This window comes from Pseudonocardia endophytica (assembly GCF_004339565.1).
GTDB classification, from domain to species: Bacteria; Actinomycetota; Actinomycetes; order Mycobacteriales; family Pseudonocardiaceae; genus Pseudonocardia; species Pseudonocardia endophytica.
The window spans coordinates 3,550,563-3,570,883 of record NZ_SMFZ01000001.1 but is presented as its reverse complement, the minus strand read 5'-3'; the positions used below and the strand labels follow the sequence as shown (position 1 = coordinate 3,570,883).

Sequence of the window (20,321 nt, the reverse complement as noted above, 5' to 3'; positions counted from 1 at the left end):
CGTCAGGCGCTGATGCCGAGGTGCGACAGGAGCTCGACCTCGATCCGGTCCAGGTCCTTCGACACCGCGCGGTAGGCCGCCTTGCGGCGGTTCGCCGGCATCTGTTCGGCGGCGCGGACGGCCGCGGCGAAGTCGTGCAGCCGCGGCTCGTTCGACTCCACGAACGCCTTCGCCTGCGGGCTGCGCTCGGTCGACCCGTCGTCCTTCAGCTCCCCGAACGTCCTCGCGATCCGCGAGATCCGGGCGTGCAGGTGTCCGCCGCGGCCGCTGTAGCCGCCGAGCTCGTCCGGGGAGACGCCGAGGCGGCGTGAGCGGTGGTCGTCCCAGCGGTGGCGCAGCGTGCCGGCGGCGGCCATCGCGTACGGGGCGAGGACCGGCGCGACGACGCGGCTGAGCGCGAGGTAGCGCTTGGCGCGCGCGGCGTTCCACTCGTGCGCCTGCCGCTCCTTCTCCGCCTGCTCGATCGCCAGCTTGTCCGTCTTGGCCTGGGCCTTCGTGGCGGCCTGCTGGGCCTTCGCCTCGGCCTTGCGGGCACCGGCGTCCGCCTTCGCGGAGTAGCGCGCGATCTTGCGGTCGGCCTTGCGGTCGGCCGTCGAGAGCGTCGACGACGCGCTCTCCACGGCACTGCTCGCGACCTTGCGTGCCTTCTTCGCCGCGGTTGCGGCCTTCCTGCCCGCCTTGCGCTGAGCCTTCTCCGCACGACGGCCGGCCGCGTCGGCGCGCTCGCGGGCCTTCTCGGCCCGGTCGGCGAGCTTCTCGGCGGCCCGGTCGGCCTGCACGCGGGCCTCGCCCGCGAACTCGCTCGCCCGCTCGGAGGCGGTGCCGAGCGCGTCCTGCACGTGTTCGGACGCGGTGACCGCCGCCTCCCGGGTCGCCGTCGCCGCCCTCTCGGCCGCGGTCGGCTTCCTGCGCAGCAGTCCCATGAGTAGCTCCTCCCGACCCCGTGTGCGTCAGCACCACGGATCGACTCCGACGACGTCGGCCGCAGCTTAGGGCCGTCACCCGTGCGGGCGCAGGAGCAACACCGCCGGGGCGTGACTGTCGGGGGGTGTCCTTACCCTCGACCCGTGAGCACGATGACCGGGGACCGGGCGGGCACGGGTGGCACCGCCCGTTCCGTCCTGCTGGACGCGTCCGCACTGACCCGGTGTCGCAGGCGGGTTCACCTGGACCACGATCCGTCCGCGGTGGACGCCGAGCGCGCGCTGCCGGACCCGGCGGCCGAGCAGCGCCGGTCGGACGCCGAGCAGCACCGTGCGCAGGTCGGAGCCGTGCTGGCGGGGGCGTCCGGAGCCGGATGGCACGAGGTCGGCCGCGACGGATCGGCTGCCGAGCGGGCCGCGCGCACGGCCGAGCTGGTCGAGGCGGGCGCCCCGCTGATCTGGGGCGCGGTGCTGCCGGTCGACCGTGATGCGGGCAGGCGCGGGTCGGCCGATCTGCTCGTCCGCCGGCCCGGCGGCGGGTACGTCCCGCTGCTCGTGGTCCGCCGCAGGATCACCGATCCGGGTGAGGGTGCGCTGACCACCGCGCTCACCGACCCGTGGCCGCAGCGCGCCCGGCTCGACCCGGACCGCAAGGTCCGCTCCCAGCCGCGCGACCTGATCGCGCTCGCCGGCCTGACCCGCATGCTGGAGACCGCCGGGTGGGCGCCGCCGGACGCGGCAGGCCGGCTCGGCGGCGTGATCGGGATGGACGCGGACGTCGTGGTCTGGCAGGACCTGCTGGCCGGTCACTGGCCGGGTGGGCGGCACACGCTCGCGGAGTACGACGCGCGGTTCGCCGACCGCAGAGCCGTCGCCGAGGCGGCCGCGGCCGGGCGGGAGGCGCTCGCCCGGCCCTCGCGGGTCACGGAGTGCCGCCGCTGCCCCTGGTGGCCGACCTGCGAGCGGGAGCTGGAGGCGGTGGACGACGTCAGCCTCGTCGCGCACGGGGAGACCGGGCGGCTGCTCCGCGGCGTCGGCGTCGCCACGGTGGCCGAGCTGGCCCGCCTGGACCCGGCCGGTCCGCCCGCCGAGCTGCCGGTCCCGCTGCCCGGTCCGCCGTTCGCCGACCTGGTCGCGCTGGCCAGGGCCCGCCGGGCGGGGCGGACGGTGCTGCGCCGGGTGGAGTCCGTGCCGGTCCGCAGGGCGGACGTCGAGGTCGACGTGGACATGGAGAGCTTCGGGGAGGCCGGTGCCTACCTGTGGGGGGCGCTGCTGACCTACCCGGGCGGGGCCCGCGACGGCGACGAGGAACCGGGATACCGGGCGTTCGCCACGTGGCACCCGGTGCCGACGCCCGATGAGGGTCGCTCGTTCGGTGAGTTCTGGACGTGGCTGACCGCGGTGCGCCGGGACGCGGCGGCGAGCGGCCGCACGTTCGCCGCGTACTGCTACAACGAGCAGGCCGAGAACCGCTGGATGTTCGGGTCGGCGGAGCGGTTCGCGGGGGTCCCCGGCGTGCCGAGCACCGAGGAGGTGCAGGCGTTCGTGTCCGGCCCGGACTGGGTGGACCTGTTCGGTGTCGTCTCGGCCTGGTTCCTGTGCACGCACGGCAAGGGACTGAAGAAGATCGCTCCGGCGGCGGGGTTCTCGTGGCGGGACCCGGAGGCGGGCGGCGAGAACTCGATGCGCTGGTACCGGGACGCGGTCGGGATGGACGGCGTCGAACCCGACCCGCTGCAGCGCGAGCGGCTGCTGGCCTACAACGCCGACGACGTGGCGGCGACGCAGGCGCTACGGGTGTGGATGTCGTCGGACGCGATGCGGGGGGTTCCGCTGGCCTCCGAGATCTGAGGGCGACCCGACGCCCGGTGCCGAACGGACGGACGGGGCAGGATGCCGGTGTGGCGCCACGCGGATACGAACGGCTGGGCCCCTCCGGCGCGGTCAGCAGCACCCATCATCTCGGCACGGCGACGGCGGCGGCCGTACTCGCCCGCGGCGGCAACGCGTTCGACGCGGCCGTGGCGTGCGGCTTCGTCCTCCAGGTCGCGGAGCCGCACCTGTGCGGGCCCGGTGGTGAGCTGCCCGCCGTGTTCGTCACGGCGGCCGATCCGACGCCCAGGGTGCTGTGTGCCCAGGGTGTCGCTCCGGCGGCGGCGACCGTCGCCCGGATGCGGGACGAGGGCTGCACGATCGTCCCCGGGACCGGCCTGCTCGCGGCGACCGTGCCCGGTGCGTGGGACGGTTGGCTGACGCTGCTGCGGGACCAGGGCACGTGGGAGCTCGACGACGTGCTCGCCCCGGCTCTGGGCTACGCGGCGGCGGGGGTGCCGTTGGTCCCGCGGGTGCCGATGGCGATCGGAGTCGTCGCCGACCACTTCCGCGAGCACTGGCCGTCGTCGGCGGCGCAGTGGCTGCCGGACGGCCGGGTGCCCGCGGCGGGCGAGCTCGTCCGGCTGCCCGCGCTGGCCGCGACCTGGCAGCGGCTGCTGGGCGCGGCACGCGGGCCGAGCCGGGAGGCGCGGATCGACGCGGCGCGGGACGCCTGGTACCGGGGTTTCGTCGCCGAGGAGATCGAGAAGTTCTGCGCGACACCGGTTCGCGACGAGACCGGTCTGGACCACACCGGCCTGCTCTCCGCGCAGGACATGGCGGACTGGAGCGCGTCGTACGAGGACGCGGTGATCGCCCCGGCCGGCGCCGGGTGGTCGGTGGCCAAGTGCGGTCCGTGGTCGCAGGGGCCGGTGCTCGCCCAGCAGCTCCGCCTGCTCGACGGCCTCGATCTGTCGTATGTGGACGGTGTGGCCACCGCCGACACGGTGCACGCGGCGGCGGAGGCGGCGAAGCTGGCGTTCGCCGACCGGGAGGCCTGGTACGGCGACAGCGCGCCGGTCCCGATCGACGACCTGCTGTCCGACGCCTACACGGCCTCGCGGCGTGCGCTGATCGGTGACACCGCCGACGACGGCCTGCGTCCCGGCTCGCCCGGCGGGCGCGCACCGCGGATCGGCGAGTACGCGGCGACGCCCGGCGCGGGGCGTGGCACCGGGACGGACGGGCCGGGCACCGGCGAGCCGACGGTGAGCCGCGAGGGCGTGGCCCGTGGCGACACCGTGCACGTCGACGTCGTCGACGCGGCCGGGAACATGATCTCGGTGACGCCGTCCGGCGGGTGGCTGCAGTCGTCGCCGACGATCCCGTCGCTCGGGTTCTGTCTCGGCACGCGCGCGCAGATGTTCTGGCTGGAGGACGGGCTGCCGAGCTCGCTCGTGCCCGGCCGCCGTCCGCGCACGACGCTCAGCCCGTCACTGGGGCTGTACGACGGCGAGCCGCGGATCGCGTTCGGCACGCCCGGCGGTGACCAGCAGGATCAGTGGCAGCTGTGCTTCGTGCTCGCGCACACGCGCGCCGGACTGGATCTCCAGGCCGCGATCGACTCGCCGATGTGGCACTCCACGGCGTTCCCCGCGTCGTTCGCTCCGCGGGGGTGGGAGCCGAGAGGACTGGTCGTCGAGTCCCGGTTGGGTGCGTCGACGCTGGCCGGGCTGACCCGCCGCGGGCACCTCGTCGACGACGCGGGGGAGTGGGCGCTCGGCCGGATGTGCGCCGTCGGGCGGGGTGGGCCGGCGCTCCGTGCGGCTGTGGATCCGCGAAGCGGTGTGGGTGCGGCGATCGCGCTCTGACGGTCAGGAACGAGCGAGCAGCAGCGCCCCGCCTTTGATCAGGCAGACGAGGCCGATCACGACCCAGATCACACTCCAGACGAATCTCGGTATGAGGGTCTTCTTCGCCAGCAGGCCCGAGTCGACGGACTTGCCGAAGTGGAGGAAGGTCATGACGAGGCCGCCGAGCAGCAGATACCACACCATTCCGACGGCGACCGCCGCCCGGACGTCGGGCGTTCCGTCGATCAGCGTCCAGCCGACCCCGAGCACGATCAGCAGCGGTACCAGGAACGCCAGGCCCCACTTGCGGGCCGGGACGAGCGCCAGGATGCACAGGACGAGCGTCAGGATCAGCACACCCCATGCGTTTCCGTCCGCGATCAGCGCGGCACCGCCGAGGCCGAGCAACGGCGGTCCGGCATAGCCGACGAACGCCGCCAACACGAACGCCAACCAACCCGGTTCGGTCTTCCAGCTGGTCGCGCCATCGGCGTTGTCTTGGATCTCCCAGTCCTTGATCGGTTGCAACGTCGCGACGAGTGCGAGCATGTGAGCACCCTCGTGCGCCAAGGTCAGCGGATACCGGCCGATGTAGACGGCGAACACGAACAGCACCGCCATCGCCAGCGCCATCCCGTACGCCACGGGCTGGCCCACGATCGGTGCGATCTCCGGCATGGCGAACACTGATAGCCACCACGGTGGACGATTGCCACCCCTTGGTGCGAACTGTCACCCGGACGGCCCAGCGTTCGCCGAGGGCGCACGGCTTCGCGTCGAGACCGTGCGTTCGAACGCGTAACCTCGACGTCATGGTGTTCGGCTTCGGTCGTGACAGGTCCCGCATGGTGGACGCAGGGGACGCGCTGGCCGGCCGCTCGACCCCGATCCCCGTTCCGGAGACGCACTTCGTCAACGGCAACCGGCTGATCCCCCCGTTTCCCGATGGCATGGCCACGGCGGTGTTCGGCATGGGCTGCTTCTGGGGCGCCGAGCGCCTGTTCTGGGAGACCCCCGGCGTCTACTCGACGGCCGTCGGCTACGCGGGCGGCTACACGGAGAACCCGACCTACGAGGAGACGTGCACCGGACGGACCGGGCACACCGAGGTCGTCCTCGTCGTGTTCGACCCCTCCAAGGTCCGGTACGAGCAACTGCTCACGGTGTTCTGGGAGGGTCACGACCCGACCCAGGGCATGCGCCAGGGCGCCGACGTCGGCACCCAGTACCGGTCGGCCGTCTACACCGTGGACGAGCGGCAGGCGGAACTGGCCGAGGCGAGCGCGACGGCCTATGGCGACGCCCTTCGCGAGGCCGGGCGCGGTGGGATCACCACCGAGGTCGCCCCACTGACGCAGTTCTACTACGCCGAGGACTACCACCAGCAGTACCTCGCCAAGGTCCCGAACGGGTACTGCGGCATCGGTGGCACCGGCGTGGCCTGCCCGGTCGGCACCGGAGTGGACGCCGACCGCGCCTGACCGGCGCATCGGCTCGGACGAGCGCTCCGCTCGCTCGACCGGGCCGGCCGAGAGCTCCGTTCGCCCGACCAGCCGCGCTCGTCGGAGCCGGGCCGGAGCTCCGCTGGCCCGACGGTCCGGCCGAGAGCTGCGCTCGCCCGAGCGGGCCGTTCGGGAGCTCCGTTCGCACCGGTCGACCGCGGGGTCTGCCCGTAGGGTTGAGGTGTGGGCGGTGACCTCGCGTGGACCGTCGTGCCCGCGCCGTCGCCGGTGCACGGGCTGACGCTCGGTGTGACCGGGGCCGGACTGGTCAGCGTCGCGTGGGGTGAGGACCCGGACGTGCCGCAGGCCGCAGCGCGCCGTCTCGGGCTGGAGGTGCGGCACGAGCCGGATGCGGACGGTCTGACCGCCCGGGCCGCGTCCGTGGTCCGCGACTACCTCGCCGGCGAGGGCCGCACGTTCGACGTCCCGATCGACTGGCGCCTGACCGGTGGCACCGCCCGGACCGTGTTGCAGGCGCTGTACGCGCACGTCGGCTACGGGAAGACCGTCGGCTACGCGGAGCTGGCCGAGCTGTCCGGTGCCTACCCCGGGCACGGCTACACGGCCGCACGCGGCGTGGGCTCGGTGATGGGGTCGAACCCGATCCCGGTCGTCGTGCCGTGCCACCGCGTCCTCGCGTCCGACGGGCTCGGCGGGTTCGGCGGCGGGCGCCCGGTGAAGGAGTGGCTGCTCGCACTCGAGGGCGTCCTCCCGCCGACGCTGGACTTCACGACGGCCTGACGACCGCGGCCCGGACCGCGGGCAGCCCCAGCGATGCCGACGACCCGCCCCAGAGGCTGATCGAGCGACGAGCAGGGCGCGGGTGACCTGCGCCGGTGCCGGTCGGAGCGGTCGGAACCGCCGCAACGTGCCACTCGATCCCCTGCTCGAATCGACCGGCACGTTCCGGTTCTCACCAGCCGTGCGGCAGCGATCTGGTGCGTGACCCGGCTCGGGTGTGACCGTCGCGGGTATGGCGACCGAGCGGGCCGGTCGGGCTGCGCCGGCGTTCGCACGGCGGGCGTGATCGACGACCGCGCCGAGCTGCAGCCCAACGGGCGGAGTCGATCTCGGGACCCCGCTGAGCCGCATCTCGACGAGAGCACCCACCTCCGACGCGAACGAGGGGCACCTTCGAGCAATCACATTTGCTCGAAGGTGCCCCTCGTTCGGAAAGGCGGGACGGGCGGGGAGAGCAGGTCAGCGGGTCAGCGGACCTCGGTCTCCACGCGGTGCTGGCCGTGGTGGCCGTTCGTGTTCTCCGACGACGGGGCCGACGTGTCGGTCGGCGCCGGAGCCTCCGGCTGGAGCGTGGTGTCACCCAGCGGGTGTCCGAACTCGACGTCGGTGTGGGTCACCCGGCCGGCCTCCAGTGACACGACCGTCGCCACCGGCGCGTAGCCGCTGGTCGCCAGCGTGTAGGAACCGGCGGGCAGGCCCTCGAACGAGAACGTCCCGTCCACATCGGACACCGTCGAGCCGACGACCGTGCCCTCGGCGTCGATCAGCGTCGCGAGTGCGCGGGGCACCGGGTGCCCCTCCGGTGCCGCCACGACCCGGCCGGTCAGCCGGGCACGCTGCGGGAGTCGCAGGTCGCACTCGACCGTGCCCGCGGCCGGGACCTCGACGCCGACGGCGGCCGGCTCGTGGGTCGCCGCGGTGCCGGTGAGCGTGTAGCGACCCTCCGGCACACCGGTCAGGCCGAACCGCCCGGAGCGGTCGGACCGGCCGGAGATCAGCACGTCGCCGTTGGCATCGATCAGCGAGACGGACGCGTCGCCGACCCCGGTCCCGTCGCCGTCCAGGACGACGCCGCGCACCCCGCTGCTGCCGGACAGCAGCGCGTCGTGACGCACCGGCCGTCCGTCGACGGTGATCGTCGCCGCGTTCGGCGGCAGCGAGCCGCTCATCGCGACCACCAGGTACTGGCCCCCGGACGGCAGCGCGACCTCGTAGCGGCCCTGGGCGTCGGTGGTCGCCCGACCCTGCTGGCTGCCGGTCAGGTGGGTCACCGTGACGACGGCACCCGCCAGGCCGGTCCCGTCGGTGCGGTGCACCACGCCGTGGACGCCCGGACCGTCACCGGTCGCCGTCACACCGGACCCGCCACCCGCGGTCACCGCGGCGACCGGCTGCGGCGCCCCTGCCGGCTGCTCGATCGACTGGTTCGACTGGGTCGACTCGGACCTGTCGGCCATCGCGACACCCTCCGTCTCCTCGGTCCCCTCGGCCGGCAGGCCGGCCTCGGCACGCTTGCGTGCCGCCTCCTCGGCCAGCGCCGCCTGGGCGCCGGACATCGTGCGCAGTGGCAGTTCCTTGACGAACAGCACCAGGACGAAGCCGACGGCGATCACGCACGCGGCCACCAGGAACGCCAGCGTCATCGACTCGGTGAAGCCGTTCAGGAACGGCGCGGCCAGCCGGGCGTCGATCCGCTGCAGGAACGACGAGTCGGTCAGGACCGACGAGCCGAGGTTGCCTCCGCCGTTCTGCAGACCCTGGAGCACCTGCTGGTTGGCCGGGTTCGCGGCCACCGCCGGATCGGTCAGCGCCCCGCCGAAGCCGGTGCCGACGGCCGACCGGATCTGGTCGGCGATCTTGTCCCCGACCGTCGAGAACACGATCGACAGGAAGATCGCGGTGCCGAGCGTGCCGCCCATCTGGCGGAAGAACGTCGTCGACGACGTCGCGACACCCATGTCCCGCGCCGGGACCGCGTTCTGCACGGCCAGCACCAGCGTCTGCATGCACTGGCCGAGGCCGAGGCCCATCAGCGCCATCATCAGGTCGAGCTGCCAGAGCGGGATGTCCGCCGTGACGAACAGCCACATCAGGAACAGCGCGATCGCGATGAACGCGGTGCCGATCACCGGGAAGATCTTGTAGCGACCGGTGCGCGAGGTGATCTGGCCGGACACGATCGACGAGACCATGATGCCGCCGACCAGCGGGAGCATCAGGAAGCCGGACTCGATCGGCGTCGCGCCGTGCACGATCTGCAGGAACTGCGGCAGCAGCGCGATCCCGCCGAACATCGCCATGCCGATCAGCAGGTTGATGATCGCGCCTAGCGAGAAGATGCCGGTCCGGAACAGGCGCAGCGGCAGCAGCGCGTCGTCGCCGTAGGCCCGCTCGGCCAGGTAGAACAGCACGATGCCGACGGCGCCGATCACATAGCAGACGATCGCCGACGTGGAGCCCCAGCCCCACTCGCGGCCCTGCTCGGCGACGATCAGCAGCGGCACCAGGCCGAGGCTGAGCGCGACGGCACCGGGCCAGTCGATCCGCGCCGGGCGCTTGACGTGCGGGATGTTCAGCACGCGCATGACCACGACCAGTGCGACGAGGCCGATCGGCACGTTCACCAGGAAGATCCAGCGCCAGCCGGAGATCCCCCAGATCGAGTCCACACCGGACAGCAGGCCGCCGATGACCGGGCCGATCACGCTCGACGTGCCGAACACGGCCAGGAAGTAGCCCTGGTACCGGGCGCGCTGACGCGGCGGGACGATGTCGCCGAGGATCGTCAGCGCGAGCGACATCAGGCCGCCCGCACCGAGACCCTGCACCGCGCGGAACGCGGCCAGCGAGTACATCGACCAGGCCAGCGTGCAGAGCACCGAGCCGATCAGGAAGATCGAGATCGCGGTCATGAACAGCGGCTTGCGGCCGAAGATGTCGGAGAGCTTGCCGTAGAGCGGCGTCGTGATCGTGCTGGTGATCAGGAACGCGGTGGTGGCCCACGCCTGCAGGGACAGGCCCTGCAGGTCGTCGGCGATGGTGCGGATCGCCGTCGACACGACCGTCTGGTCGAGTGCGGCGAGGAACATCCCGAGCAGGAGCCCGCCCAGGATGGTCAGGATCTGCCGGTGCGTCAGTTCTCCGGGAGCCTTCTCGGTCTCCTGGGGAGCTGCTGTCGGGGCAGCAGCGGTGGTCATGAACGTTCTCCCTGGTCCTCGAAGGACTGATAGTCGTCACGGAAGCGGGCGAGCAGGCCGGTCAGCGCGGCGCGGTCCTCGGCGGACCAGCCGCCGAGAACGGCGGCGATGACACGGGCGCGGCGGCGGCGTTCGGTCTCGATGACCCTCACGCCCTCGTCGGTCGCGGCGAGGATGCTCGCTCGGCCGTCGCCCGGGTCCGCCCGGCGCTCGACCAGCCCGGCCTTGACCAGCCCGGCGACCTGCCGGCTGACCGTGGACGGGTCGGAGTGGAACGCGGCGGCGAGCTCGCCCGCCCGTTGCGGTCCCTCGACGTTGAGGTAGACCAGTACGTGGTAGCCGGCCATGTCGACCACCATCTCCGGCCGGTGGCGTTCCGCGGAGCGCTTGACCTGTCGGACGAGCAGGAACAGCTCCCGGACGACGTCGTCGGCCAGCTCGAGGTCGGCGCCACCGGGTTCGGTCCCGGTCGCTTCCACCGAAGGTCCGGCGTCGATGCTCACTGCTCGCCTCCTTTCGTCTTGCATCGAAATGCGTGTATCACGCAAGTAGTTGCCGGGCGCAAGCATGCGCCGGTTCGTTGCGCGACGCAAACGCTTTGCCCGTGACGTGCGACACCGCAGGATGTCGGGGTGGCGACCGTGACCGAGAACGTCTTCGACCCGCGGATCTTCGGCCGCGCGATCCCCTACGACGCGCTGCGCCGGCTGCGCGACACCGAGCCCGTGTCCTGGCAGGACGAGCACGAGGTGGACGGCTGGCCCGCGGGCCCCGGCTACTGGGCCGTCACCCGCTACGACGACGTCCGGCACGTCCTGCGCAGCCCGGCCGACTACTCGTCGTCGCTGGGGGCGACGCAGATCCGCGACCCCGACCCGTCGGACCTGCCGTTCATCCGCCGGATGGTCCTCAACATGGACCCGCCGGAGCAGGTCCGGCTGCGCACGCTCGTGACCGGCGCGTTCACCCGTCGGCGACTCGACCGGTCGGCCCACCAGGTCCGCGAGCGGGCCGTCGCGCTGCTCGACGCCGTCGCCGGCGAGCGGGCGTGCGACCTGCCGTCACAGGTGACCGACGACTTCCCGCTGCAGAACCTGTCCGACCTGCTCGGCGTGCCGCAGGCGGACCGGCCCTGGCTGCTGCGCTGGACGAACCGGGTGATCGGCTACCAGGACCCGGAGCACGCCGAGACGCTGACCGACGACGACGGCAAGCCGGTCAACCCGCGATCACCGGCGGCGTTGGAGGACATGTTCGCCTACGCCCAGGACCTCGCCGCCCGCAAGCGCGCCGAGCCGGCCGACGACGTGATGACCGCGCTCGTCGAGGCGGAGGTGGACGGCCGCGGGCTGACCGACCCCGAGCTGGAGATGTTCTTCTTCCTGCTCGTCATCGCCGGGAACGACACGGTCCGCAGCGCGCTGCCCGGCGGCGTGCTCGCGCTCGTCGAACATCCCGAGGCCTACGCCGCGCTGCGCGCCGATCCGGAGGCACTCCTACCCGGCGCGATCGAGGAGATGCTGCGCTGGCACCCGCCGGTGCTCACGTTCCGGCGCACCGCCGCCCGCGACCTCGAGCTGAACGGGCAGAAGATCGCCGAAGGGGACAAGGTCGTCGTCTACCACGTGTCCGCACACCGCGACGAGCGCCGCTTCCCCGACCCGGACCGCTTCGACATCTCGCGGACCCCGAACGACCACATGGCGTTCGGCCAGGGCCCGCACCTGTGTCTCGGCGCGCATTTCGCCCGCCTGCAGATGCGGCTGTTCCTCACCGAGTTCCTCACGCGCCTGCCGGAGGTGGGTCTCGACGGTGCCCCACGGCGGCTCACCTCGAACTTCATCAACGGCGTCACCCGCCTCCCGCTGCGGTGGTGAGCCCGCCGTAGCCTCCGCCCCATGGAGGTGACCCGACCGGTCGTGCGGACCGCGGTGCTGGCCCTGGTCGTCACGGCGTTCGCCGCCGGCTGCGCGCGGCCCGGCGAGCTCGGCCACGAGGACGACGCGCCGCCGCCACCACGACCTCCGGCCGCTGCCGCACCGGAGCCCGCTCCACCCGTGCCGGTGGCCGCCGCCGGGTCGGACGCCCGCGGGACGCTGGACGCGCCCGTCGAGATCCGGACGCCGGGGCCCGCCGAGTTCCTGGTGCGTACCGAGACGCTCGCCCCCGGCCAGAGCAGCGGCTGGATCACCCACCCGGGCGCGGTGATCTCCGTCGTCCGCTCCGGCACGGTCACCGTCGTGCAGCGCGACGCGTGCACGCCCGCGCCGGTCGCGCCGGAGCGCAGCTTCTACGTCGCCGACGCCACGCCGTACGAGATGCGCAACGACGGGCCCGACCCCGTCGTGCTGACCCGCAGCGAGCTGCTCGCCCCCGGTGCCGAGGAGCGTCGTCCCGCCGACCCGGCCTGCTGATCACTCGGAACGGGTGCGCGTTGTGGGACCATGGCGCCCGGGCACGGGCAGAGGGCGGAGACGTGGCGACGAAGACGGTCATCGCGGCGGACAACAGGGAGTGGCAGGTCCGCCGGAACATCGAGTGGTCGACACCGGCGATGGGCGACGAGTTCGAGCACGACGTCGACGGCGGCCGTGGCGCGATGGTGTTGATCCTGTCGTCGCTCGTGCTGTTCTGGGTGGTCGTGTTCGTGTGGCTCCCGGAGCACGTCTACATGCCGTGGTTCTACTGGCTGGCGATCATCGTGATCGTCGGGTTCTTCCCGGTCCGCTGGTTCTTCCGCCGCCCCTGGACGATCGTCGCCGAGACCCAGGGCGGGTACGACCTGCCCGCCGAGCACTGGACCGGCATGGTCCGCGGCCAGGCGGCGGCACGGGAGGAGACCCGCGTGGTGCTGCGCAGCCTCCGCACCCGCGCCACGCCCGGACACGCCGACAGCCCCCTGCAGCCGGTCAACTGACATGCCCGAACTGCCCGAGGTCGAGGCACTGGCCCACCACCTGCGCGAACACGCGATCTACCGTCCGGTCGCGCGCGTCGACGTGGCGAGCATGAGCGCGCTCAAGACGTTCGACCCGACGCCACAGTCGCTCGTCGGGCGGGTCGTCACCGGTGCCTCGCGGTACGCCAAGTTCCTGTCGGTGGAGTTCGCCGACCGCCCGGACGAGCCGCTGCACCTGATCACCCACCTGTCCCGGGCGGGCTGGCTGCGCTGGCACGACACGGCGTCCACCACACCACCGAAGCCGGGCCGCGGCCCGTTGCAGCTGCGGGTGCATCTGGACTCCGTCGGCGGGCCCGGCTTCGACCTCACCGAGCAGGGCACACAGAAGCGCCTGGCCGTGTACCTGGTGCGGGACCCGGCCGAGGTACCGGGTATCGCGCGGCTCGGTCCGGACGCGCTGGAGATCGGACGGGCGCGGCTCGGCGAGATCTTCGCCGGCGACACACGACGGCTCAAGACCGTGCTCACCGACCAGCAGACGATCGCCGGGATCGGCAACGCCTACTCCGACGAGATCCTGCACACCGCGAAGCTGTCCCCGTACGCGACGGCGTCCAAACTCAAGGAGGCCGAGCTCGACGTGCTGGCCGAGACGATGCACGCCGTGCTCACCGACGCCGTGGAGCGCTCGGTCGGGCAGGGCGCCGCGTCGCTGAAGGGCGAGAAGCGCTCCGGCATGCGGGTGCACGCCCGCACCGGCCTGCCCTGCCCGGTCTGCGGCGACGTGGTCCGCGAGGTGTCGTTCGCGGACCGCTCGTTCCAGTACTGCCCGACCTGCCAGACCGGCGGTAGACCGCTCGCCGACCGGCGCCTGTCCCGGCTGGTGAGGTAGCCGGTGCTGCTCGCGCAGGTCCTGGTGTCGCCGGCGACCGCCGTGACGGTCATCGCCGTCGTGGCGCTCGCCGCGATCGTCGCGTTCCTGTTGTGGTCGCGGCGCACGAAGCGCAACAACGCGTCGTCGCCGCTGGAGAAGGCGACGTTCTCCACGTTGCACACCGTCGCGCTCGCGGCGCCGGTGCTGCGCGAGGGGCTGTCCCCGCACTCCGCGTCGCAGGCGCTGCCGTACCTGCGCCAGCTGGTGGACACGACTGCGCTCGCGATGACCGACGCGCGGTGCACGGTTCTGGGCTGGGACGGCGGCGCCGACCAGCACAAGCCGGACGTGGAGGCCGTCGCGGACACGGTCGTGTCCACCGGCCGCCAGCAGCTGATGAGCCACACCGCGATCCGCTGCAACCAGCCCGGATGCGACGTGCGCGGCATCGTCGTCGTCCCGCTGGAGAGCGACGGCAACATCATCGGCACGCTGGCCGCGCTCACGCCGTCGACGGCGGGTCCTCCGGTACTGCGGACGACGGCCGAGGTCGCGCGCTACGTCTCCGGCCAGCTGGAGCTGGCCGAGCTGGACGACTCCCGCGAGCGGCTGAACCGGGCCGAGGTCCGCGCGCTGCGGGCCCAGATCTCGCCGCACTTCGTCTACAACGCGCTGACCACGATCGCGTCGTTCATCCGCACCGACCCGAACCGGGCCCGCGAGCTGCTGATCGAGTTCGCCGACTTCACCCGCTACTCGTTCCGCTCGGCCGGCGAGTACACGACGCTGACCGACGAGCTGGACAACATCAACCGCTACATCCGCCTGGAGAAGGCGCGGTTCGGCAACCGGCTGAACATCCGCCTGCAGATCGACAGCGAGGTGCTCAACGTCGTCCTGCCGTTCCTCGCGCTGCAGCCGCTCGTCGAGAACGCCGTGCGGCACGGCCTGTCCGGCAAGCCGAACGGCGGCACGATCACCATCCGGGCGGAGAACGCGGGTACCGAGTGCGTGATCGTCGTCGAGGACGACGGCGTCGGCATGGACCCGGACCGGCTGAACGAGGACCTGGACGACGCGCACCTGTCCGGCGCGCACGTCGGGCTCGGCAACGTCGACGACCGGATGCGCTCCGCGTTCGGTGACAACTTCGGCCTGGTCGTCGACACCGCGATCGGCGAAGGTATGAAGATCACGCTGCGGGTGCCGAAGTTCCGTGCGGGCATCCGCGCCTGACGCTCCACCGACCGGGTGACCTGCGACGGCGTGGGCTCTGCCGATCCGGTCGGGCGCCGTCACGGACCGCGCGCGCGTACGGTGGCATGCCATGGATGTCCTGCGCGTCCCGGGCGCACTGAGCTCCCGTCTGCCCGGACGGCTGGGGGAGTCCGCGTCCGGTCCCGTCGTGTCGCTCGTCCGCCTGCACGGGGTGATCAGCCCGCATCCGGCACCCGTCCCGCGGTCGGTCCTGAACGCGGCGAACCTGGAGAAGGTGCTGGAACGGGCGTTCGCACCCGCCGGGCTGTCCGCCGTCGCGCTGCTGGTCAACTCCCCGGGCGGGTCGCCGACGCAGTCCGCGCTGATCGGCGACCGGATCCGGGCGCTCGCCGCGGAGCGCGACGTGCCGGTACTCGCGTTCTGCGAGGACGTGGCCGCATCCGGCGGGTACTGGCTGGCCTGCGCCGCGGACGAGATCTACGCGCATCCGACGTCGATCGTCGGGTCGATCGGCGTGATCAGCCAGGGCTTCGGACTGGACGGCCTGATCGAACGGTTCGGTATCGAGCGGAGGCTCTACACCGCCGGCGGGTCGAAGTCCCGCCTCGACCCGTTCCAGCCGGAGAAGACCGAGGACGTGACCTGGCTGCGCGGGCTGCAGGACCAGCTGCACACCCAGTTCGCGGACTGGGTCCGCGAGCGTCGCGGGGACCGTCTGAAGCCCGGCGACACCGAGCTGTTCGACGGCGAGGTGTGGCTCGGGCGGCGCGCGCTCGAGCTGGGACTGGTGGACGGGCTGGGGACGGCTCGCGCCGTGCTGGCCGAGCGGTTCCCGGACGCCGAGGCCCGGCCCGTCGAGAGCCGCAGGCCGCTCCTGGCCCGCCTCGGCGTCGGGTCGCCCGCCGCGGGCGCGTCCGCCGGATGGGCGCAGGACGCACTGTCCGCAGTGGAGATCCGGTCCGCGTGGGCCCGGTTCGGGTTGTGAGACGGCCGTGTGGAGCACGGAGCCCGCTGAGCTGCGCATCGACACGAACCGTTGGCGCTCCGTGCCGGACCGGTCACTGATCAGGTTCATGCCCTGGCACTCCGGGCGAATGCACGTCACCATGGTTCCGGCGCCGGAGCGATCATCGAGGTCGCTCCCGTCGCCCGAGCCGGACGCAGGATGAGGGAGATCGTGGACAGCAACGACACCACTCGGGGCTTGGTCGTGCTCGCGGTGGACGACGAGCAGCCCGCTCTCGAGGAGATCGCCTTCCTGTTGGGTGAGGACCCGCGCGTCCGCACCGTCCTGACCGCATCCGAGTCGACCGAGGCGTTGCGCATCCTGAACAGCCGCCAACGTGGTGCCGGGGGTGCGGGCTCGCGCCTGCAGGCCGGTGGGGGCGAGCTGCCGTCGACCGGCACCGACGTCGCCGAGCACACCGACATCGACGTGGTCTTCCTGGACATCCGGATGCCGGGGCTCGACGGTCTCGAGCTCGCCCGCGTGCTGTCCGGGATGACCATCCGCCCGGACGTCGTGTTCGTGACCGCGCACGACGACCGCGCCGTCGACGCCTACGAGATCGGCGCGAAGGACTACCTGCTCAAGCCGCTGCGTACGGAGCGTCTGTCGGCCGCTCTGGACCGGATCGTGTCCTCGCGGTCGTCGGCCGCCCCGGTCGAGCCGATCCGCGACGATGCGAACGACGACGAGGTGATCCCGGTCGAGCTGGCCGGCACCACGAAGCTGGTTCCGCGCTCCGCCGTTCGCTATGTCGAGGCGCAGGGCGACTACGCCCGCCTGCACACCACCGACGGCAGCCACCTCGTCCGGATCCCGCTGTCGGTGCTCGAGGAGCGGTGGCGCGACGCCGGGTTCGTGCGCATCCACCGCTCGTTCCTGGTCGCGTTGCCGCTGGTCACCGAGCTGCGGCTGGCCGGGTCCGGGTACGTCGTCCGGATCGGGTCCGGGCCGGAGACCGCCGAGCTGCCGGTCAGCCGCCGGCACACCCGTGAGCTGAAGGACCGTCTGGTCCGGGCGACGAAGCAGGCGTGGAGCCAGAGATGAGTACGCACACCGACGGCGCCGCGTCGCCGTCGGTGGGTGGGGCGGACGACGCCGACGGCGATGGCGCCGTCGGCGCTCCCGTGTTCGGCCCGGACGCCTCGCCACCCCGCCCTCGGGCCCACTCCGACGGCAACAGGAACGCCGGCGCGGGTGACGCCGGGTGGGTGCAGCAGGAGATCCAGCGGCGGATCGCCGCCAAGGGGGGCAACGAGACCGGACGGCACAGCCGCAGCGACCGCGCCCGGACCGCACCGGGGGACGACGGGGACCCACCGCCGGACGGGACGCCACCCCCGCGTGCGGTGACCGCGACGGGGGGCACGCCGCGCCGTCGCTCGACCCGCGTGCCCGATCCCTACGCGCCGGACGGCATGCGGGAGGAACCGGACGCGTCGTCGTTCCCGGAGGGTCCGTTCCGGATGCCGGGCCCCGCGGCGTCCTCGCCGGAGCCCCGCGGGCCCGTCGCGGACCCCGCCAGGACCGCACCGCCGCCCACCCCGCCCAAGCAGTGGCCGCCGGCGGGCCTTCCGCGCCGTGTGCCGGGTGCGGGATGGACGCTCGACCGGCCCGGCGGCACGACCGGCGCCGACGGCGTCGACGACATCGAGCCGGAGACCCGCATCGTCCCCGCGCTGTGGGCGGCCGGCTCGAACGGGACCCGCGCCGCGGGCGTCGTCGCACCCGAACGCGTCGTCGAGGACTACCCGTACGACGACGAGGACGACGATCTCGACGACGACCTGGACGACCTCGCGCCGACCGGCCTGACCGGGGACACCGAGGTGATCTGGCGCGCCCCCGGCCTGGACGAGCCGCCGGTGCCGGCGCCGCCTCCGATGGAGGCGCCGTCCCCGAACCCGCACACCGGCGTCCGGCCCCGTCGCTTCGCGGGCGCCACGACCGACGTCGAGCAGGAGCCGGACGTCGACGAGGACGCCCGTCCGGAGTGCCCGGACCTCGACTCGGCGCCGCAGGGAAAGCGGAAGCGCATCGTGCTGTCCGAGCGGCGGACCGTCGCCCAGTCCGTCCGCGGTGTCGTCGACGTGCAGGATCCCGGTCCGGTCGGTTCGATGCTGCGGTCCCAGCTGGTGAGCACGCAGCTGCGCATCTCGCTGCAGGTCGGCGGCGTCGCGCTGTTGGGGCTGTTCGTGATGCCCGCCCTGTTCGCGGCGTTCCCGTCGATCGGCGAGGTCTCGCTGTTCGGGATCCGGCTGCCGTGGTTGCTGCTCGGCTTCCTCACCTACCCGTTCCTGCTCCTGCTCGGTTGGTGGTTCGTCGGTTCCGCGGAGCACGCCGAGCAGGACTTCATGCAGGAGGTGCAGGACCGGTGACGGCACCGGGTCGCCCGTGAGTACGACGGCCATCGCGTCGCTGACGGCCATCGCCCTGGTCGCCATCGCGTCCGCGGTGATCGGCTCCATCGGTCACCGCACGCGCATGACCTCGGACTTCCTCGTCGCGTCCCGCTCGGTGCCGTCGCGGCTGAACGCCGGGGCGATCTCCGGGGAGTACCTGTCCGCCGCGTCGTTCCTCGGCATCGCCGGACTGATCCTCGTCGACGGCGTCGACGCGCTCTGGTACCCGGTCGGGTACACGGCCGGGTACCTCGCGCTGCTGCTGTTCGTCGCCGCGCCGCTGCGCCGCTCCGGTGCCTACACCGTCCCGGACTTCGCCGACGCCCGTCTGAACTCACCGGTGCTGCGCAAGGTCTGCACCGGGTTCGTGCTGGTCATCGGCTGGCTCTACCTGCTCCCGCAGCTCCAGGGCGCCGGCCTGACGGTGCACATCGTGACCGGCCTGCCGATGTGGATCGGCTCGGCCGCGGCCGGTGTGATCGTGGTGGCGACGGTGGCGCTCGGCGGCATGCGGTCGGTGACGTTCGTCCAGGCGTTCCAGTACTGGCTCAAGCTGACCGCCGTGGCGATCCCGGTGATCATCGGGCTGGTCGCGCTGTTCGGCACCCAGCACACGTTCGAGCGGGACGAGCCCCCGCAGTTCCGGGACCAGACGACCGTCACGGTGCAGACGCCGGTCGTGCTCGAGGTCCGTCTCGCCGTCGACGTCGAGGCCAGGGGCACGGTCGACGGGCAACCCGTCGACGGCCCGCAGCGGTGGGTCGCGGGAAGCCAGCACAGCGTCGCGACGGGAACCGAGCTCGACTTCCGCCAGGGCGCGCCGGTCCCGGTCACGAAGGGCGCCCCGACCGACGACGCGGGCTGGCTGCAGCCGTTCGGCGGTTCCGAGCCGCACCAGCTGCTGTCCACGTACTCGCTGATCCTCGCCACGTTCCTGGGCACGATGGGTCTGCCGCACGTGCTCGGCCGCTTCTACACGAACTCCGACGGCAGGGCCGCCCGCCGCAGCGCCGTCGTCGTGCTGGCCATGCTCGGCGGCTTCTATCTGCTGGTGACGCTGCTCGGTGTGCTGTCCCGCTTCTACACGCCGGAACTGCTGGTCAGCGGCCGCAACGACGCCGCGGTGCTGCTGCTGCCGACGTCCGTGCTCGGTTCCGGGGTGGTCGGGGCGGTCGTCGGCGGCATCGTCGCGGCCGGGGCGTGGGCGGCGTTCCTGTCCACATCGTCCGGCCTGCTGGTCAGCCTGGCCAGCGTCGTGGTGACCGACATGATGCCGCGGCGGGTGCGGGTCGGCGGTCTCCAGGGGTTCCCGCTGGCCACGGTGCTCGCGGGGGTGATCCCGGTGACGATCGCGCTGATCCCGACCGGGCTGAACTTCGCCGAGGCCGTGGCACTGGTGTTCGCGGTCGCTGCGTCCACGTTCTGCCCGCTCCTCGTGCTCGGTATCTGGTGGCGTGGCCTGACCGACGCGGGCGCGATCAGCGGGGTGCTGGCCGGCGGCGTGACGTCGGCGCTGGCGGTGCTGACGAGCCTCGCGCTCCCGATCAGCGGTGACTCCGCGGTGGACGTCCTGCTCTACCGCCCGGCGATCGTCAGTGTCCCCCTGGCGTTCCTGGTGATGGTCGTGGTCAGCCTGGCGACGCGGAAGCGGCGCAAGGACGACGCCGGACAGTTACTCCTGCGGCTCCACGCGCCGGAGCGTCTGGGGCTCAGCCGTGACCGTCTGGACGACCGCGTCTGAGGCTCGTCACCCGTGGTGACCGGCGACTACGCCGTACGGTCGGACATTGTTCAGGAAATCGTCTGCCCAATACCCCCGTATCGGGGTGCTCGTTGACGTGGGGGACCCTCGGTCGTGAGCGGGGGCCGACGACGAAGGGTTGCGGTGATC

At 72.7% G+C, this 20,321-nt stretch carries 17 protein-coding genes; 13 read left to right on the top strand and 4 right to left on the bottom strand.

Features of this window, described 5'->3' with window-relative positions:
• Positions 1-2: 2 nt before the first annotated feature.
• Positions 3-923: a DUF6474 family protein gene (locus EV378_RS36355; protein ID WP_132426208.1), complete on the bottom strand. Its 921-nt coding sequence runs from the start codon at positions 921-923 to the stop codon at positions 3-5.
• A 153-nt stretch (positions 924-1,076) separates the two neighbouring features.
• On the opposite strand from EV378_RS36355, the gene EV378_RS16500 reads away from it, so the two are divergent.
• Both EV378_RS16500 and EV378_RS16495 read left to right on the top strand, forming a co-directional pair.
• Positions 1,077-2,774 (top strand): TM0106 family RecB-like putative nuclease, encoded by a 1,698-nt coding sequence (locus EV378_RS16500; protein ID WP_132428015.1) that lies wholly within the window; start codon positions 1,077-1,079, stop codon positions 2,772-2,774.
• Between the two features lie 50 nt (positions 2,775-2,824).
• Positions 2,825-4,606, top strand: a complete 1,782-nt coding sequence (locus tag EV378_RS16495; RefSeq protein WP_132426205.1) for a gamma-glutamyltransferase family protein — start codon at positions 2,825-2,827, stop codon at positions 4,604-4,606.
• Positions 4,607-4,609: 3 nt separating this feature from the next.
• On the opposite strand, the gene EV378_RS16490 is transcribed toward EV378_RS16495, so the two are convergent.
• Complete coding sequence (locus tag EV378_RS16490) at positions 4,610-5,266, bottom strand: M50 family metallopeptidase (protein ID WP_132426202.1); 657 nt, start codon at positions 5,264-5,266, stop codon at positions 4,610-4,612.
• 134 nt (positions 5,267-5,400) lie between these two features.
• Between EV378_RS16490 and msrA the strand changes: the two genes are divergently transcribed.
• A complete protein-coding gene (msrA, locus tag EV378_RS16485; RefSeq protein ID WP_132426199.1) occupies positions 5,401-6,069 on the top strand; it encodes a peptide-methionine (S)-S-oxide reductase MsrA in 669 nt (222 codons plus the stop codon).
• Between the two features lie 204 nt (positions 6,070-6,273).
• Positions 6,274-6,831, top strand: a complete 558-nt coding sequence (locus tag EV378_RS16480) for a methylated-DNA--[protein]-cysteine S-methyltransferase (protein ID WP_132426196.1) — start codon at positions 6,274-6,276, stop codon at positions 6,829-6,831.
• Between the two features lie 467 nt (positions 6,832-7,298).
• On the opposite strand, the gene EV378_RS16475 is transcribed toward EV378_RS16480, so the two are convergent.
• Positions 7,299-10,028, bottom strand: a complete 2,730-nt coding sequence (locus tag EV378_RS16475) for an MFS transporter (RefSeq protein WP_132426193.1) — start codon at positions 10,026-10,028, stop codon at positions 7,299-7,301.
• The gene (locus tag EV378_RS16470) at positions 10,025-10,531 is read right to left on the bottom strand and encodes a MarR family winged helix-turn-helix transcriptional regulator (protein ID WP_207908689.1); all 507 of its coding nucleotides are present in this window, start codon (positions 10,529-10,531) and stop codon (positions 10,025-10,027) included. The genes EV378_RS16475 and EV378_RS16470 overlap by 4 nt, the downstream gene beginning before the upstream one ends.
• Before the next feature lie 138 nt (positions 10,532-10,669).
• Between EV378_RS16470 and EV378_RS16465 the strand changes: the two genes are divergently transcribed.
• From EV378_RS16465 to EV378_RS16425, 9 genes are all read left to right on the top strand, one after another.
• Positions 10,670-11,905 carry a cytochrome P450 gene (locus EV378_RS16465; RefSeq protein ID WP_424511226.1) on the top strand — a complete coding sequence of 412 codons (1,236 nt, stop codon included), beginning with the start codon at positions 10,670-10,672 and terminating at the stop codon, positions 11,903-11,905.
• A gap of 21 nt (positions 11,906-11,926) precedes the next feature.
• On the top strand, positions 11,927-12,442 hold the full coding sequence (locus EV378_RS16460; protein WP_132426184.1) for a cupin domain-containing protein: 516 nt from the start codon (positions 11,927-11,929) through the stop codon (positions 12,440-12,442).
• Between the two features lie 62 nt (positions 12,443-12,504).
• On the top strand, positions 12,505-12,945 hold the full coding sequence (locus EV378_RS16455) for a hypothetical protein (RefSeq protein ID WP_132426181.1): 441 nt from the start codon (positions 12,505-12,507) through the stop codon (positions 12,943-12,945).
• Position 12,946: 1 nt separating this feature from the next.
• On the top strand, positions 12,947-13,822 hold the full coding sequence (locus tag EV378_RS16450; protein ID WP_132426178.1) for an Fpg/Nei family DNA glycosylase: 876 nt from the start codon (positions 12,947-12,949) through the stop codon (positions 13,820-13,822).
• Positions 13,823-13,825: 3 nt separating this feature from the next.
• Positions 13,826-15,040, top strand: coding sequence for a histidine kinase (locus tag EV378_RS16445; protein ID WP_243653497.1), 1,215 nt, complete (start codon positions 13,826-13,828; stop codon positions 15,038-15,040).
• A 100-nt stretch (positions 15,041-15,140) separates the two neighbouring features.
• On the top strand, positions 15,141-16,007 hold the full coding sequence (locus tag EV378_RS16440) for a S49 family peptidase (protein ID WP_424511244.1): 867 nt from the start codon (positions 15,141-15,143) through the stop codon (positions 16,005-16,007).
• A 192-nt stretch (positions 16,008-16,199) separates the two neighbouring features.
• Complete coding sequence (locus EV378_RS16435; RefSeq protein ID WP_207908688.1) at positions 16,200-17,075, top strand: LytR/AlgR family response regulator transcription factor; 876 nt, start codon at positions 16,200-16,202, stop codon at positions 17,073-17,075.
• A complete protein-coding gene (locus EV378_RS16430) occupies positions 17,072-18,406 on the top strand; it encodes a hypothetical protein (protein ID WP_132426169.1) in 1,335 nt (444 codons plus the stop codon). The genes EV378_RS16435 and EV378_RS16430 overlap by 4 nt, the downstream gene beginning before the upstream one ends.
• A gap of 16 nt (positions 18,407-18,422) precedes the next feature.
• Positions 18,423-20,171, top strand: coding sequence for a sodium/solute symporter (locus EV378_RS16425; protein ID WP_207908687.1), 1,749 nt, complete (start codon positions 18,423-18,425; stop codon positions 20,169-20,171).
• The last annotated feature ends 150 nt before the right edge of the window (positions 20,172-20,321 follow it).